Annotated in this window: 11 protein-coding genes; 6 read left to right on the top strand and 5 right to left on the bottom strand. The window is 68.3% G+C overall.

All coding sequences use genetic code 11. The features are described 5' to 3' along the window. The first annotated feature begins 77 nt into the window (after nt 1-77). The 3 genes from NFE57_RS08520 (at nt 78) to NFE57_RS08510 (ending at nt 3,516) form a co-directional block, all read left to right on the top strand. Nucleotides 78-755, top strand: coding sequence for a DUF6445 family protein (locus NFE57_RS08520; RefSeq protein ID WP_252135145.1), 678 nt, complete (start codon nt 78-80; stop codon nt 753-755). 95 nt (nt 756-850) lie between these two features. Continuing rightward, on the top strand, nt 851-2,206 hold the full coding sequence (locus tag NFE57_RS08515) for a glycoside hydrolase family 30 protein (protein WP_252135144.1): 1,356 nt from the start codon (nt 851-853) through the stop codon (nt 2,204-2,206). A 5-nt stretch (nt 2,207-2,211) separates the two neighbouring features. Continuing rightward, nucleotides 2,212-3,516 (top strand): MFS transporter, encoded by a 1,305-nt coding sequence (locus NFE57_RS08510; protein ID WP_252135143.1) that lies wholly within the window; start codon nt 2,212-2,214, stop codon nt 3,514-3,516. On the opposite strand, the gene pepN is transcribed toward NFE57_RS08510, so the two are convergent. Continuing rightward, a complete protein-coding gene (gene pepN / locus NFE57_RS08505) occupies nt 3,452-6,049 on the bottom strand; it encodes an aminopeptidase N (RefSeq protein ID WP_252135242.1) in 2,598 nt (865 codons plus the stop codon). The genes NFE57_RS08510 and pepN overlap by 65 nt on opposite strands. A gap of 101 nt (nt 6,050-6,150) precedes the next feature. Between pepN and NFE57_RS08500 the strand changes: the two genes are divergently transcribed. Further along, the gene (locus NFE57_RS08500; RefSeq protein ID WP_252135142.1) at nt 6,151-6,990 is read left to right on the top strand and encodes a Rossmann-fold NAD(P)-binding domain-containing protein; all 840 of its coding nucleotides are present in this window, start codon (nt 6,151-6,153) and stop codon (nt 6,988-6,990) included. Here NFE57_RS08500 and NFE57_RS08495 read toward each other — a convergent pair. The 3 genes from NFE57_RS08495 to NFE57_RS08485 form a co-directional block, all read right to left on the bottom strand. Further along, complete coding sequence (locus NFE57_RS08495; RefSeq protein WP_252135241.1) at nt 6,900-7,841, bottom strand: DMT family transporter; 942 nt, start codon at nt 7,839-7,841, stop codon at nt 6,900-6,902. The two genes, NFE57_RS08500 and NFE57_RS08495, sit on opposite strands and share 91 nt — an antisense overlap. A gap of 126 nt (nt 7,842-7,967) precedes the next feature. Then, a complete protein-coding gene (locus tag NFE57_RS08490; protein WP_252135141.1) occupies nt 7,968-8,996 on the bottom strand; it encodes a threonine aldolase family protein in 1,029 nt (342 codons plus the stop codon). Between the two features lie 73 nt (nt 8,997-9,069). Then, complete coding sequence (locus tag NFE57_RS08485) at nt 9,070-11,184, bottom strand: transglycosylase domain-containing protein (RefSeq protein ID WP_252135140.1); 2,115 nt, start codon at nt 11,182-11,184, stop codon at nt 9,070-9,072. Nucleotides 11,185-11,396: 212 nt separating this feature from the next. Between NFE57_RS08485 and NFE57_RS08480 the strand changes: the two genes are divergently transcribed. Continuing rightward, on the top strand, nt 11,397-11,984 hold the full coding sequence (locus NFE57_RS08480) for an NADPH-dependent FMN reductase (RefSeq protein WP_252135139.1): 588 nt from the start codon (nt 11,397-11,399) through the stop codon (nt 11,982-11,984). A gap of 122 nt (nt 11,985-12,106) precedes the next feature. Then, nucleotides 12,107-12,814 (top strand): helix-hairpin-helix domain-containing protein, encoded by a 708-nt coding sequence (locus tag NFE57_RS08475; RefSeq protein WP_252135138.1) that lies wholly within the window; start codon nt 12,107-12,109, stop codon nt 12,812-12,814. Nucleotides 12,815-12,843: 29 nt separating this feature from the next. On the opposite strand, the gene NFE57_RS08470 is transcribed toward NFE57_RS08475, so the two are convergent. Further along, a complete protein-coding gene (locus NFE57_RS08470; RefSeq protein WP_252135137.1) occupies nt 12,844-13,344 on the bottom strand; it encodes a MarR family winged helix-turn-helix transcriptional regulator in 501 nt (166 codons plus the stop codon). Nucleotides 13,345-13,348: the final 4 nt, after the last annotated feature.

The raw sequence follows: 13,348 nt of genomic DNA, 5'->3' as shown, positions 1-13,348 counted from the left end.
CGGAAGCGTTTGGGCATCGCCGGTGCGGATCGAGTCTATGGTGGTGCGCTGGCGGCGCCCGTCGATAGCGCTCCGGCATGACGGCGTCGAAAACCCATGTCGAGGCGATCGGCAAAGAAGGTCAACCGATCGTCATCATCGATGGCTTTGCGCCGCATCCCGATCGCCTCGTCGCGGCGAGCCGGACGCTCGATTTCGCTCCCTACGGAACCTTCTATCCGGGGGTGCGGGCGCCGGTGCAGCAAGGCTATTTCGAGGGGCTCGATATTGTGCTCCCGCCGATTCTGCGCAACGTGTTCGGCGCGACCGAGCATGTCGCGTTCCGCCGGGCGCTGTATTCGCTCGTGACCACGCCGCCGCACGCGCTCAGCCTTGCGCAGCGGATCCCGCATATCGACGACGTCGAGGAGGGGATGATCGCGATCCTGCACTATCTCGGCCACGAGGATCTTGGCGGGACGAGCTTTTACCGCCATCGCAGCACCGGCTTCGAGACGATCAATGCCATGCGCCATCGTCGCTACCTCGACGCGTTGCGCGACGATTTTGCGCGTCTGGGTGAGCCCGCCGCCGCCTATATCGATGGCGATACGCCGATATTCGAACGCATCGCCACCGTCCGCCCGCGCTACAATCGTGCGGTGATATACCGCAGCAGCCTGCTTCATTGTGCCAGCCTGCCCAACGACGTGACGCTTTCCGCCGACATCGACTCGGGCCGCCTGACGGTTGCCAGCTTTCTCATCGCGCGATGATGCGCTCCACCAAGCGAGGAAACGACATGCCCATCCGACCGATCCTCTTTTGTGCGGCGTTGCTTCTCGCGGGCTGCGCGACGGTGAAGCCTCCTATGGCGACCGACAGCGTCTCGGTGTGGCTGACCACGCCCGATCAGGCGGCGTTGCTTGCTGCGCAGCCGCCGCTCGAATGGCAGGAGGGGGCCGCGACCGGGGCGGGGGTGACAGTCGATGCCACGACCCGTTTCCAGCCGATCGTCGGTTTCGGGGCGGCGATCAGCGATGCCTCGGCCTATCTCATCCAGCGCAAGCTTGATCCCGCGCAGCGTGCCGCGCTGCTCGGCGACTTGTTCGGCCCTGCCCCCGGTCTGTCGCTGTCGTTCACCCGCCTCACGATCGGTGCCTCCGATTTCTCGAGTCACCATTATAGCTATGACGATATGCCAAAGGGCGAGACCGATCCGGCGCTTGCCCATTTTTCGATCGCGCCCGCACGCGTCGATGTGCTGCCGACCGCACGTGCCGCGCTGGCGATCAACCCCGACCTCAAGGTGATGGCGACGCCGTGGAGCCCGCCGGGGTGGATGAAGACGACCGATTCGCTCATCACCGGGACGCTCCGCGAACAGGCATATGGTCCGTTTGCCGCCTATCTTGCCCGTACGGTGCAAGCCTTCGCGGCCGAAGGCGTGCCGGTCGATTATCTCAGCCTCCAGAACGAGCCCGATTTCGAGCCCGATAGCTATCCGGGCATGCGACTGAGCGCGGCGCAGCGCGCCGAGATCGTGGCCGATCATGTCGGCCCGACATTCGCTGCGATGGGGCTGAAAACCCGGATTCTCGAATGGGATCACAATTGGGATCAGCCGCAGCAGCCGACCGAGATGCTCGCGCATCCAGGTGCCGCGCGCTACGTCGATGGGGTCGCCTGGCATTGCTACAACGGCACGGTCGACGCGCAGAGCGTCGTGCATGATCGCTTCCCCGACAAGGCGGTGTTTTTCACCGAATGCTCAGGCGGCGAATGGTCGCCGGGTTGGGCCGAGGCATGGCCGTGGATGATGCGCAACCTCATCATCGGCACGACGCGGCACTGGGCGCGCGGCGTCTTGTTGTGGAACCTCGCGCTCGACGAAAAATACGGGCCGCATCTCGGCGGTTGCGGCGATTGCCGCGGCGTCGTCACCATCGACAGCAAGAGCGGGGCGGTCACGCGAAACCCCGAATATTATGCGCTCGGTCATGTCAGCCGCTTCGTGCGCCCCGGTGCCCGCCGCATCGCCTCGACAAGCACCGATCCCGACATCGAAAGCGTCGCCTTCGTCAATCCAGACGGCGCCCGCGTGCTTGTGGTGTTCAATGGCGGTGCGGCACCTGAGACCGTCTCGATCGTCGTTGGCGGCCGCCATGCGCCCTATCGCCTGGCGGCGAACGCCGCCGCTACCTTCGTGTGGCGCGGCGCACGGTAACGATCATGCGCCGGCGCAACATGGCGGCGTTTGCGACGGTCACCACGCTGTTCTTTGCGTGGGGGTTCATTTCGTCGAACAACGATCCGCTGCTGGTATCGCTGCGCCTGATTTTTGACCTCAGCTATACCGAGGCCTTCGTCACGCAGATCGTCTTTTCGGTGGCGTTCGGGCTGATGTCGCTGCCGGCGGCGGCGATCAGCAACCGGATCGGGCCGGTCAACACCGTTCTGGCGGCGCTGGTGACGATGATCGCGGGCTGCCTGCTGCTGTGGCCGGCGGCGGTGGCGGATGCCTATATCCCCATCCTCGCGGCACTTTTCGTGCTTGCGATCGGGATTACCGTGCTTCAGGTCGCGAGCAATCCGCTCGCCGCCGCGCTCGGCAGCGCCGAATCGAGCCATTTCCGGCTCACGCTCGCGCAGGCGCTCAATTCGCTGGGGGTCGTCGTGGGCGCCAATTACGGCGCGCGGCTGTTGCTCGGCCGGGAAGCGGCACGCCATACGCAACCGGGGACGTTCGATGCCGCCAGCCGTGCGCGCGGGCTTGGCGATATCGTCGAGGCTTATGCCTTCATCGCGATGGCGCTGGCGGTGCTGTTCATCTTCATCTGGTGCCAGCGGCACAGGATCGAGATGGCGATAACCGGCGGCGGCGTCGCACGATCCGAAGGGTCGGTTCTGGGGGCGTTCAAATCGCGCTGGGCGGTGTTCGGCGCGATCACGATCGGCCTTTATGTCGGCGCGGAAGTATCGGTTGGCGGCATCATGATCAACTTCCTCGGCCAATCGTCCACGCTGGGCCTGCCGTTTGCGCAAGGCGCGCGCTACCTTGCCTATTTCTATTGGGGCGGCGCGCTCGTGGGGCGCTTCGTCGGCAGCTATGCGCTCACGCGGGTGCCCGCCGCGCGGCTGCTCGCGGGCTGCGGGCTGGCGGCGGCCGGCCTGTGCGGGCTCGTGGTCCTCGCGACGGGGCCGATCGCCGGATATGCCGCACTTGCGATCGGGCTCTTCAATTCGATCATGTTTCCAACGATCTTCTCGTTGACGCTCGAACGCGCCGCCGTGTCGCGATCATCGGTGTCGGGGTTGTTGTTTCTCGCGACATCGGCCGGCGCGGTGTTGCCGATCCTCGTCGGGATGATGGCCGACACGGCGGGGCTGGGCCTTGCTTTCGCCGTTCCGCTGGTCGGCTATGCGTTGATCACGGCCTTTGCGGTCACCGCTGGCGCGGGCGGAAACCGTCTCAGGTGTCGAGGCTCTTCACTGCCTGTTCCAGCACATCCTTCGACAGGCCCGGCGTCGCGATGATCCGTTCGAGCTCGGCGCGCATCAATTGGGCGCGGGGCTCGTCGACACGCCGCCAGCGGCCGAGCGGGGGGAGCAGCCGGGCTCCGGTCTGCGGGTTGAGCTTGTCGAGCGCGATCAACTGGTCGGCGATGAAGCGATAGCCGCGCCCCGAACCATGGTGGAACGCCCGTTGGTTGACTGCGAACGCGCCGAGCAGCGCGCGCGCGCGATTGGGATTGGCGAGGGTGAAATCGGGGTGGCGCGCCAGATCCTCGACCATCGCCACGGTGTCGTCGCGCGTCGACAGCGCCTGGGTCGAAAACCATTTGTCGAGCACCAGCGCGTTCTGAGAATAGCGGTTGTAGAAGATGTCGAGCGCGGCGACGCGCGCGTCCGACGTGCCACCCGCAAGCGTCGTCAGCGCGGCCTGCCGGTCGGTCATATTGTCGGTCCCCTCGAACTGCGCGAAGGCGAGCGCGGCGCCCGCCTGCGGATCGGCGGCGGCGATATAATCGAGCGCGACGTTGCGCAGCCGGCGGCGGCCCTTGGCGGCGGGGGTGTAGACATAATGTGCGGCGGCATGGTCGGCATAGGCCGCGCGCCACAGCGGCTCGAGCGCGGTGCCGAGATCGCGGCGCAGCGCGGCGCGCGCGCGGAACACCGCCTCGGGATCGACGACCGCAAGCTGGTCGCCGATGAAATTTTCCGACGGCAGCAACACCGCCTCGCCGACAAAGGCGGGCTCAAGCGTGGCATCGGCCAGCGTCTGGCGGACCGCCGCGATCACCGAGTCGTGATCGGCGCGGCCGTGGCGCACGGCGGCGACCAGCGTGTCGAGCATGAGTTGCTGCATCGCTTCGTAGCGTGCGAACGGATCGTCATCATGCGCCGACAGCAACGCGAGATCGGCGGCACTGCGGCTCGATTCGACGATGACGGGGGCGGAGAAACCGCGGTTGATCGACAGGACAGGGCGCTCGGCAAGCGCCTCGAACACGATCTCCGCGGCGGGTGAATCGAGCAGGATCAACCGTTCGTCGGTGAGCGGCTGGCCGGTCTCGGCGCCGAACAGCCGGAGCCGGAGCGGTAGCACCATCGCCTGTTTGTCGGGCTGGCCGGGGGTCGCGGGGACGTGCTGCTGCAAGGCGAGCGTCGCGCGACCGCCGTCGGGCGCAGGGGCAAGCTCGGCGACGACCCGCGGGGTGCCTGCCTGACGGTACCAGAGCCGGAATTGCGCGAGATCGACACCGCCCGCCTGCTCCATGCAATCGACGAAATCGTCGCAGGTCGCCGCGGTGCCGTCGAACCGGTCGAAATAGAGATCGGTCGCGGCGCGAAAGCGCTCGGGGCCGAGGATCGTCGCCATCATGCGGATGACTTCGGCGCCCTTGTTGTAGATCGTCGCGGTGTAGAAATTGGCGATCTCAAGATAGGCGTCGGGGCGGATCGGGTGCGCGAGCGGCCCTGCATCCTCGGGGAATTGCGCCGCGCGCAACACGCGCACATCCTCGATCCGCTTGACCGCCGCCGAGCCCTGATCGGCCGAGAAGCTCTGGTCGCGATAGACGGTGAAGCCTTCCTTCAGCGAGAGCTGGAACCAGTCGCGGCAGGTGACGCGGTTGCCCGACCAATTGTGAAAATATTCGTGCGCGACGACGCCCGCGATCGCATCGTAATCCTGGTCGGTCGCGGTATCGGGATCGGCGAGGATGTAGCGCGAGTTGAAGATGTTGAGACCCTTGTTCTCCATCGCGCCGAAGTTGAAATCGTCGACCGCGACGATGTTGAAGGCGTCGAGATCATAGTTGCGGCCATAGACGGCTTCGTCCCACGCCATCGCGGCCTGGAGCGCGTCGAGCGCATGGCCGGTCTTGGGCAGATCGGCCTCGCGCACCCAGATCGCGAGCGCGACCTCGCGGCCCGACTGCGTGGTGAAGGTGGCGCGGTTGGGCACGAGATCGCCCGCCACCAGCGCGAACAGATACGATGGCTTGGGGAAGGGATCGTGCCATTCGGCCCAGTGCCGGCCGTCCTCCAGATCGCCCGAGGCGATCGGATCGCCATTGGCGAGCAGCACCGGATAGCGCGCCTTGTCCGCCGTCATCCGCACCGTGTAGCGTGCGAGCACGTCGGGCCGATCGGGGAAATAGGTGATGCGGCGGAAACCTTCGGCCTCGCATTGCGTGCACAGCAGCCCTCCGCTCGCATAGAGCCCCATCAATTGCGTGTTGCGCGCGGGCGCGATCACGACCTCGGTTTCGATCGTGTGGGCGTCTCCCTCCAGCGGGACGACCAGCGTCGCGCCGTCGAGCCGCCAATCGTTGATCGCGACGCCATCGACCGTCACCGACAGCGGCACCTGCCCGGCGCCGTCGAGCTTCAGCGGGCGATCGTGCGCGCCCGCGCGCGTCACCGTCAGCGTAGCGCGCACACGCGTTTCGGCCGCGTCGAGATCGAAATCGAGGGCCAGTTCAGGGACGTGCCAATCGGGCGGCTGATAGGCCTCGCGGCGGGTGACGGCGGGCAAAGCGGGCGTGTTCTGGGTGTCGAGCATCATGGTTACCTACATGGTGACGCCTGCCGGGCGCCATCCTTTTTGGTGGGCACCGCGCACGCGTTTCGACAAGCCCGGGGCAAACGGGGTAGGAGCGTGGCATGCCTCGCCTTATGATCTTCGGCTTCGGCTATACCGCCGCCCACCTCGCCGCGCGGCTGCGCGCACGGGGCTGGCAGGTGATCGGCACGACGCGCGATGGGCGCGGCGATACGATCGCGTTCGGGGATGAGGATCGCGTGCGTGCCGAGATCGCGGCGGCGACGCATCTGCTGTCGTCGGTGCCGCCTGCGGGGGGCGGTGATCCGGTGCTCCTCCTTTATGGTGCCGCGCTGCACGCGCATCGCGGCTGGTGCGGCTATCTTTCCTCGACCGGCGTGTACGGCGATGCCGGCGGCGCATGGGTCGACGAGAGTGCGGCCATCGGCACCGGACGACGCAGCGCGCGGGCCGAGGCCGATGCGGCGTGGCTCGCGCTGGGTGCGCGCGTGTTCCGGCTGCCGGGCATTTACGGCCCCGGCCGGTCGCCGCTCGATCGGGTGCGTGCAGGCACAGCGCATCGCGTGGACGCGCCCGGCCAGGTGTTCAGCCGCATCCATGTCGAGGACATCGCGCGCGGTGTGATCGCGGGGGTCGATGCGCCGGCGGGCGCCTATAACCTCGCCGACGATCTGCCCGCGCCGCAAAACGATGTGTTGGCCTTCGCCGCGCGGTTGCTCGGCGTCGCGCCGCCCGATGTCGTTCCGCTCGACCGATTGTCGCCGGCGGCGCGGGGTTTCTATGCCGAGAACCGCCGCGTCGCGACGGGCAAGGCGAAACGCGTGCTCGGCTGGGCGCCCGTCTTTGTCGATTACCGTGCGGGCCTGCGCGCTCTCAACGCGACCACCAGCCCGATCAGCGTCAGTACGCCGCCGCCGAGCGCGAGCGGGGTCCAGCGATAGCCCTCGAAGGCGGTTGAGAACAGCATCGCGATCACCGGGATGAGCACGCTCGAATAGGCCGCCTTGACGGGACCGATCACGCGGATGATGCCGAAATAGAGCTTGAAGGCGAACGCGGTCGCGAGCACGCCGAGATAGAGGATGCCCACGATATAGCCGAGCCGCAGCTCGATCACCGGCGGCCCCGCCATCGTCCACGCCAGCGCGCCGTCCAGCGCCGCGCCGATCAGCATCGCCATCGCGAGCATCGCCACCATCGGATAGGCACGCGCGGTTTCGGTCGCCTGCAGCACGTTGGCGACCGAGGCGCCGAACAGCGCCACCATGGTGAAGCCGATCCCGATCAGCGCTTCGTCGACCCCGCTGGGATCGACGCGGGCTTCGTGGAGGAACAGCAGCGTGACCCCCGCCATCGCGATCCCCGATCCGATCAGCAATTGGCGCCCCAGCCGTTGGCCGAGAAACACCCGGCCCATGATCGCATTGGGGACGATCAGCAGCGCGAACAGCACCGCGACCAGCCCCGAGGTGATATGCTCCTCGGCGCGGTAGACGAAATTGTAGTTGATGCAGAACTGGCTGAGCGCCAGCGCGATCGCGAAACCCCAGCCGCGCGCATCGAAATCGAACCGTTCGCCGCGGATCAGCGCCCAGACCAGCATCGTCAGCCCGGCAGCGATAAAGCGATAGGTGACCGACCAACTCGCCGGCACGACCGCGAGCTGATCGGCGATCACGATCCACGTCGCGCCCCACAAAAGCGTGACGATGCCGAACGGAATCAGGATCGCGAGCCGGGTCGATTGGGGACGTGCGGGGGCTGCCGGCGTGGGGGTGGGGGCGGGCGGCACCGGTTCGCGATCGGTTCGATCCAGGCGGAACACTGATTTTCCTTTGCTCGGCCCGCGGGGCGCGGTGCACCGGTCGGGAGGATGGGATGTAGGGTGTCGTGTCGCTTTCGCGAACCACCCTTCTCCTTATGCGGTCACAAGCTGGGGTGATGGGCCGAGCGCGGTGATCGCCTGCGCCAGCGGCCGGATCGCGGCGTCGCTCTGGTCCCACGACACCACCAGCCGCACCTCGCCCGGCGCCCAATCGTAGAAATCGAACCCCAGCGCGCGCAGGCTGGCGGCCTCGGCGGGGGTCATCCGCAGGAACACCTCATTGGCCTCGACCGGATAGACGAGGCGATCGGGCGCGGCGGCGGCGAGCAGTGCCGCGCCGGCATTGGCGGCGGCGGCATTGGCGCGCCACACATCGCCATCGAGCATCGCGAGGATCTGCGCGGCGAGATAGCGACCCTTCGATAAGAGCAGCCCCGCGCGCTTGCGGCGATAGAGCGTCGCTTCGGCGAGCGCGGTATCGAAGAAGATCAGCGCCTCGGCCGACATGCCGCCATTCTTGACGAAGCCGAACGACAAGGCCGTAACGCCCGCGCGCCACGTCAGCTCGGCGGGCGTGCAGCCGAGATGCGCGAGCGCGTTCGCAAAACGCGCGCCATCCATGTGCAGCCCGAGCCCGTGCCGGGTGCACAGCGCGCCGATCGCAGCGACCTCGGCGGGAGTATAGGCCAGCCCGTATTCGGTCGCGTTGGTGATCGAGACGGCGTGCGGCTGCGCCTGATGAACGTCGTCGCGCACGCCATCGAGCGCGGCCTTGATCGTCGCGGGGGTCAGCTTGGCGCCGGGGCCATCGGCGAGCCGCAGCTTGGCGCCGTGGGTGTAGAATTCGGGCGCGCCGCATTCGTCATTCTCGATATGCGCGTCGCGGTGGCAGATGACGCTGCCGTGCGGCGGGCACAACGCCGCGAGCGCGAGGCAATTGGCCGCGGTACCGCTGGGCACCCACAAGGCGCGGACCTGGGTGTCGAACAGCGCCGAAAAGCGGTCGTCGAGCTGCGCGCTCCAGCGGTCGCCGTCATAGGCGGTGTCGAGCGTGTTGGCCGCCGCCATCGCGGCGAGCACCGGCGGGCAGACGGGGGCGGCGTTGTCGGAGAAGAAACGCATGGCCGGGGATGTGCGGCCACGCGGCGCGCGCGTCAACCGGTCGCCACGTGCACCGGGGACGGACGCCCGAAAATTATTGTGCTGGCCCCGTGCCTTCCTCGGGCCGCCGCGCGCGGTCGCGCACCGGTGGCGGCGGGGGCGGGGTGGGCGTCAGCTCGATCCGCCCGTCCCCGCCGATCGAAAGGTTGAGCCCGACGTCGCCGATCTGGCCCTGAATTTGCGCGGTAGGCGGCACGAGATCGATCGTCGCGTCGATCAGATTGCCGACCGGGTCTTGCTCTTCCTCGGCGAGCACCGGCGCGGGGGGTGCGGCCGGCCGGCCGACGCCAAGCGCGTCGCCCATGAAGTCGCGCCAGATGCCCGCCGGCACGCCGCCGCCATGCAGCCCCGGATTGGGCGAATTATCGTCATTGCCCACCCACACGCCGGTGACGAGCCCGTCGGCAAAGCCCACGAACCAGGCATCGCGATTGTCCTGCGTGGTGCCCGTCTTGCCGAAGGTGTCGACCGCGAGCTGCGCGTTGCGGCTGGTACCGTGATCGACCGAGGCTCGCAGCAATGTAAGCATCTGGCGCCGGGTTTTTTCGGGCAGCTCGCTCTGCCCGCCGGTCAGCCGTTCGATCCAGCCCTTCGCCCGCGTATCGGCGATGCCGCGCGCCGATACCGGATAGGCGCCCGCGGCGATCGCGGCGAACGCCGAGGTCAGTTCGAGCACCGAGACATTGGCGGTGCCGAGCGCGATCGTCGCCTCGTTGGGGATCGGGGTCGAGATACCGAGATCGCGCGCCGCGCGGATCACGTTCCTGACGCCCACGTCCTGCGTCAGCCGCGCGGCGGCGACGTTGGAGGAGATCGCGAACGCGGTGCGCAAGGGAATCTCGCCGCGATATTTGCCGTTGTCGTTCTTGGGCGACCAGTCGGCGATCGTGATCGGCTCGTCGGCGACCAAGCTATCGGGCGTCATCCCGTAACGCAGCGCGGCGAGGTAGACGAATAGCTTGAAGGTCGATCCCGGCTGGCGGCGCGCCTGCGTGGCGCGGTTGAACGGGCTGTCGGCATAGGATTTGCCGCCGACCATCGCGACCACGCTGCCGTCGGGCTTCATCGCCACCAGCGCGACCTGCGCCTGGCGCAGCCCGGCGCGGCGCACCGCGCGTTCGGCGGCGCGTTGCAGCCGCATGTCGAGCGTGGTGCGCACCGTCATCTCGGCGCGGACCTCGCCGGCATTGTCGCGCGCGGCGGGCAGCACCCAATCGGCGAAATAGGTGCCGTTGGGAAGCTGGGGGGTCTTTTCGACGCTGAGCACCGCGGGCCTCGCGGCCTGCGCCTCGGCAGGGGTGATGAACCCGGCGGCCTCCATCGCGCCCACCACCAGTTTCTGCCGCGCGCGCGCGCCGGCGAGGTTGCCGGTGGGGGCCAGCCGCGACGGCGCCTTGACCAGCCCCGCGAGCATCGCCGCCTGCGCGATCGTCAGATCCTTGGCGTCGCGGCTGAAATAATGGTGCGCGGCGGCGTCGAGCCCGTAGACATTGTCGCCGAAATAGACGTTCGACAGATAGCGCGACAGGATCTCGTTCTTGGTCAGCCACGCCTCGAGCCAGAACGAGATCAGCGCCTCGCGCAGCTTGCGCCCGGCGTTGCGATCCGAATCGAGAAAGGCGTTCTTGGCGAGCTGCTGGGTGATCGTGCTGCCGCCCTCGACCACGCCGCCAGCCATGAAATTGTGGATCGCCGCGCGCGCGATGCCGCGCGGGTCGATCCCCCAATGGCTGTAGAAGCGCCGGTCCTCGATCGCAAGAAAGGCCTCGCTGACGTGCGGCGGCAAGGCCTCGGCATCGACCGGGTCGCCGATGATCGACCCGCGCCGTGCGATCGGGGTGCCGTCCTCCGCCAGCAGCGTGATCGAGGGCGGGGTGGGCGGTTCGAGCGATTTGGAAAGCGGCGCGGTGATCGCGAGCCAGGCGATCAGCAGCACGAGCACGATGATGCCGACGCCCAGCCCACGCATGATCCACCGGCCCCAGCGGATACGGCGCGGGCGCGCGGCGATATCGTCCGCGGCGTCATCGACATCGGCGTCGAACGGCCAGAAATCGGGATCGGCAAACGCGGCGGGATCGGCCTCGCGATCGGCTTCAAGCGCCTCGCCGGGGCGTCGGGGATAGGGCGGATAAGGATCGTCGCGCATGTCGGGTCGGTACAGTCCCCACCATCAGGCGGATAGCTGTATTACTATGCTAAAACAGCGTTTGCAATCCGCGTATCGGCCTGAAAGCCGATCCTGTACAGCATCGCGACGGCCGCGCCACCGAAATCGCGGCGGCTGGGGATCGCCGCCATTGAGGCGCGGCGCCGGGCGGGCTATCGCGGTCGCCGTCGCTGCGCACCCGAAGGACCATGATGCCCGATCATACCGCCTCCACCCGCCCGCTCGTCGTCGGCATCGGCGGGGTGATCGGCGGGACTTCCTCGACCGAGCGCGCGCTGGCGATCGCGCTCGACGCGGCGGCTGAGGAGGGGTTTCGCACCCGGATGTTCGGCGGTGAGGATATGGCGCGGTTGCCGCTCTACAACCCGCGCGCAACGACGCGGACCGACGACGAGCGCGCGTTCGTCGATGCGGTGCGCGATGCCTCGGCGATGATCATCGCCAGCCCCGGCTATCACGGCAGCATCTCGGGCGTGGTCAAGAACGCGCTCGATCTGCTTCAGGAAACCGCGCGCGACGAACGCCCCTATCTCGCCGACATGCCGGTCGGGCTGATCACCACCGCGCACGGCTGGCAGGCGACCGGCAGCACGATCGCGGCGTTGCGCTCGATCGTCCATGCGCTGCGCGGGTGGCCGACGCCGTTCGCCGCCGCGATCAACGTGCGCGCGACCTCGTTCGGCGATGACGGCGTGTGCAGCGATCCGGCGGTGCACGAGCAATTGGTGCTGATCGGGCGGCAGGTCGCGCGCTTCGCCCCGCTTGCGGGGGCGCGCTGACCCGGCGCCGCGCGTCGGCGCGAAATCGGATGCGGCGGCGCTGAAATCCGCCGATTGGGTTGGCACGCGCGCCCACACGCGGCTATGCTCGGGCGTTTCACACACCAAAGACGGGATCGGTCATGGATAACGGTATCGGCGCGCCTGACGCGATCGGCGCGATCACCGCGACGCAATTCGTGCTGGTCGCCGTGTTCGTGCTCGTGCTGCTGGTGGCGGTCGCCATCTGGCTGGGGGCGAAGCGCCGCCGTGCCGAGCGTCGCGCGCAGGAAGAAGCCCATGCGCGCCGCGAGGCCGCCGCCGCGCCGCCGTCGGTCGCGGAGACGCCCCGCGTCCGCGCGGTGCCGCCAGTGGCGCCCCCGCCACCCCCGCTCGGGGCCGACGAACCGATCCCGGCAAGCGCGCCGCTGGCGGCCAACCCCGCCGCGCAAGCCGCCGATGGGCGGGTCGTGCCGGCTGCCGAGGTCGAACCCGAGCCCGAACCCGAACCTGCGTCGGTTGCGACGCCCGAGCCGAAGCCCGTTCCCGCGCCAGCACCTGCACCGGCACCAGCGCCAGAGCCCGCCGCTGCGCCAGCCGAGGATCTGGCGGCGGTGCCGGTGACGACGATCAAGGGGCTTGGCCCCAAGGTTGCCGAGCGGCTGGCCGAGCACGGCATCACCCGCGTCGATCAACTCGCGGCGCTGTCCGAGGCGGAGGCGACCGCGCTCGATGCGCGGCTGGGCAATTTCACCGGGCGGATGAAGCGCGACCGCTGGCTCGAACAGGCGCGCCTGCTCGCCGCGGGCGATCGCGCCGCGTTCGAGGCGACCTTCGGCAAATTGGGATAAAGGCCCCGGCCCGCGCGGGCGGCAGCCGGTCAGGCGGTCGCCGCCTCGCGGGCCTTGCGCTGTTCCTCTTCCTCGGCGAGTTCGAGCGCGATGGCGTCGATCCGCCGCAGCATCGCGACGAAGCGCTCGCTCTCCTCGGGCGCGAAATGCGCGAAGATCCGTTGCTCGATCCCGAGCGCCTTGGGGGCAATCGTGGCGTGGAGCGTGCGCCCCGCTTCGGTCAGCACGAGATGATGCGAGCGGCGGTCGCCTTCGTTGGCGAGCCGGTCGAGCAGCCCACGGTTGACGAGCGCGATCGCGGCGCGGCTCACCGTCACCTTGTCCATCCGCGTGCGCTGGCAAATCTCGCCCTGCGTGATCCCGCCGGTTTCGGCGATCACCGCGACCAGCCGCCATTCGGGGATCGTGAGCCCGAACAGCGCATCATAGGTGCGCGCGATCAGGTCGCTCACCAGATTCGAGGTGAACGACATCCGATAGGGGATGAAATGATCGAGGGCGAGCGCCCGGCTGCCGCCTTTGAGAGACATGGCG

This window comes from Hephaestia sp. MAHUQ-44 (genome assembly GCF_023806085.1).
Lineage (GTDB): Bacteria > Pseudomonadota > Alphaproteobacteria > Sphingomonadales > Sphingomonadaceae > Sphingomonas.
This window is presented reverse-complemented; position numbering and strand designations above follow the sequence as displayed.

What these genes read in the sequence shown, in the direction of transcription:
- NFE57_RS08485 (WP_252135140.1), bottom strand. Translation starts at nt 11,184, where the DNA reads ATGCGCGACGATCCTTATCCGCCCTATCCCCGACGCCCCGGCGAGGCG.
- NFE57_RS08475 (WP_252135138.1), top strand. Translation starts at nt 12,107, where the DNA reads ATGGATAACGGTATCGGCGCGCCTGACGCGATCGGCGCGATCACCGCG.
- NFE57_RS08490 (WP_252135141.1), bottom strand. Translation starts at nt 8,996, where the DNA reads ATGCGTTTCTTCTCCGACAACGCCGCCCCCGTCTGCCCGCCGGTGCTC.
- NFE57_RS08520 (WP_252135145.1), top strand. Translation starts at nt 78, where the DNA reads ATGACGGCGTCGAAAACCCATGTCGAGGCGATCGGCAAAGAAGGTCAA.
- NFE57_RS08480 (WP_252135139.1), top strand. Translation starts at nt 11,397, where the DNA reads ATGCCCGATCATACCGCCTCCACCCGCCCGCTCGTCGTCGGCATCGGC.
- NFE57_RS08515 (WP_252135144.1), top strand. Translation starts at nt 851, where the DNA reads ATGGCGACCGACAGCGTCTCGGTGTGGCTGACCACGCCCGATCAGGCG.
- NFE57_RS08470 (WP_252135137.1), bottom strand. Translation starts at nt 13,344, where the DNA reads ATGTCTCTCAAAGGCGGCAGCCGGGCGCTCGCCCTCGATCATTTCATC.
- NFE57_RS08510 (WP_252135143.1), top strand. Translation starts at nt 2,212, where the DNA reads ATGCGCCGGCGCAACATGGCGGCGTTTGCGACGGTCACCACGCTGTTC.
- pepN (WP_252135242.1), bottom strand. Translation starts at nt 6,049, where the DNA reads ATGCTCGACACCCAGAACACGCCCGCTTTGCCCGCCGTCACCCGCCGC.
- NFE57_RS08500 (WP_252135142.1), top strand. Translation starts at nt 6,151, where the DNA reads ATGCCTCGCCTTATGATCTTCGGCTTCGGCTATACCGCCGCCCACCTC.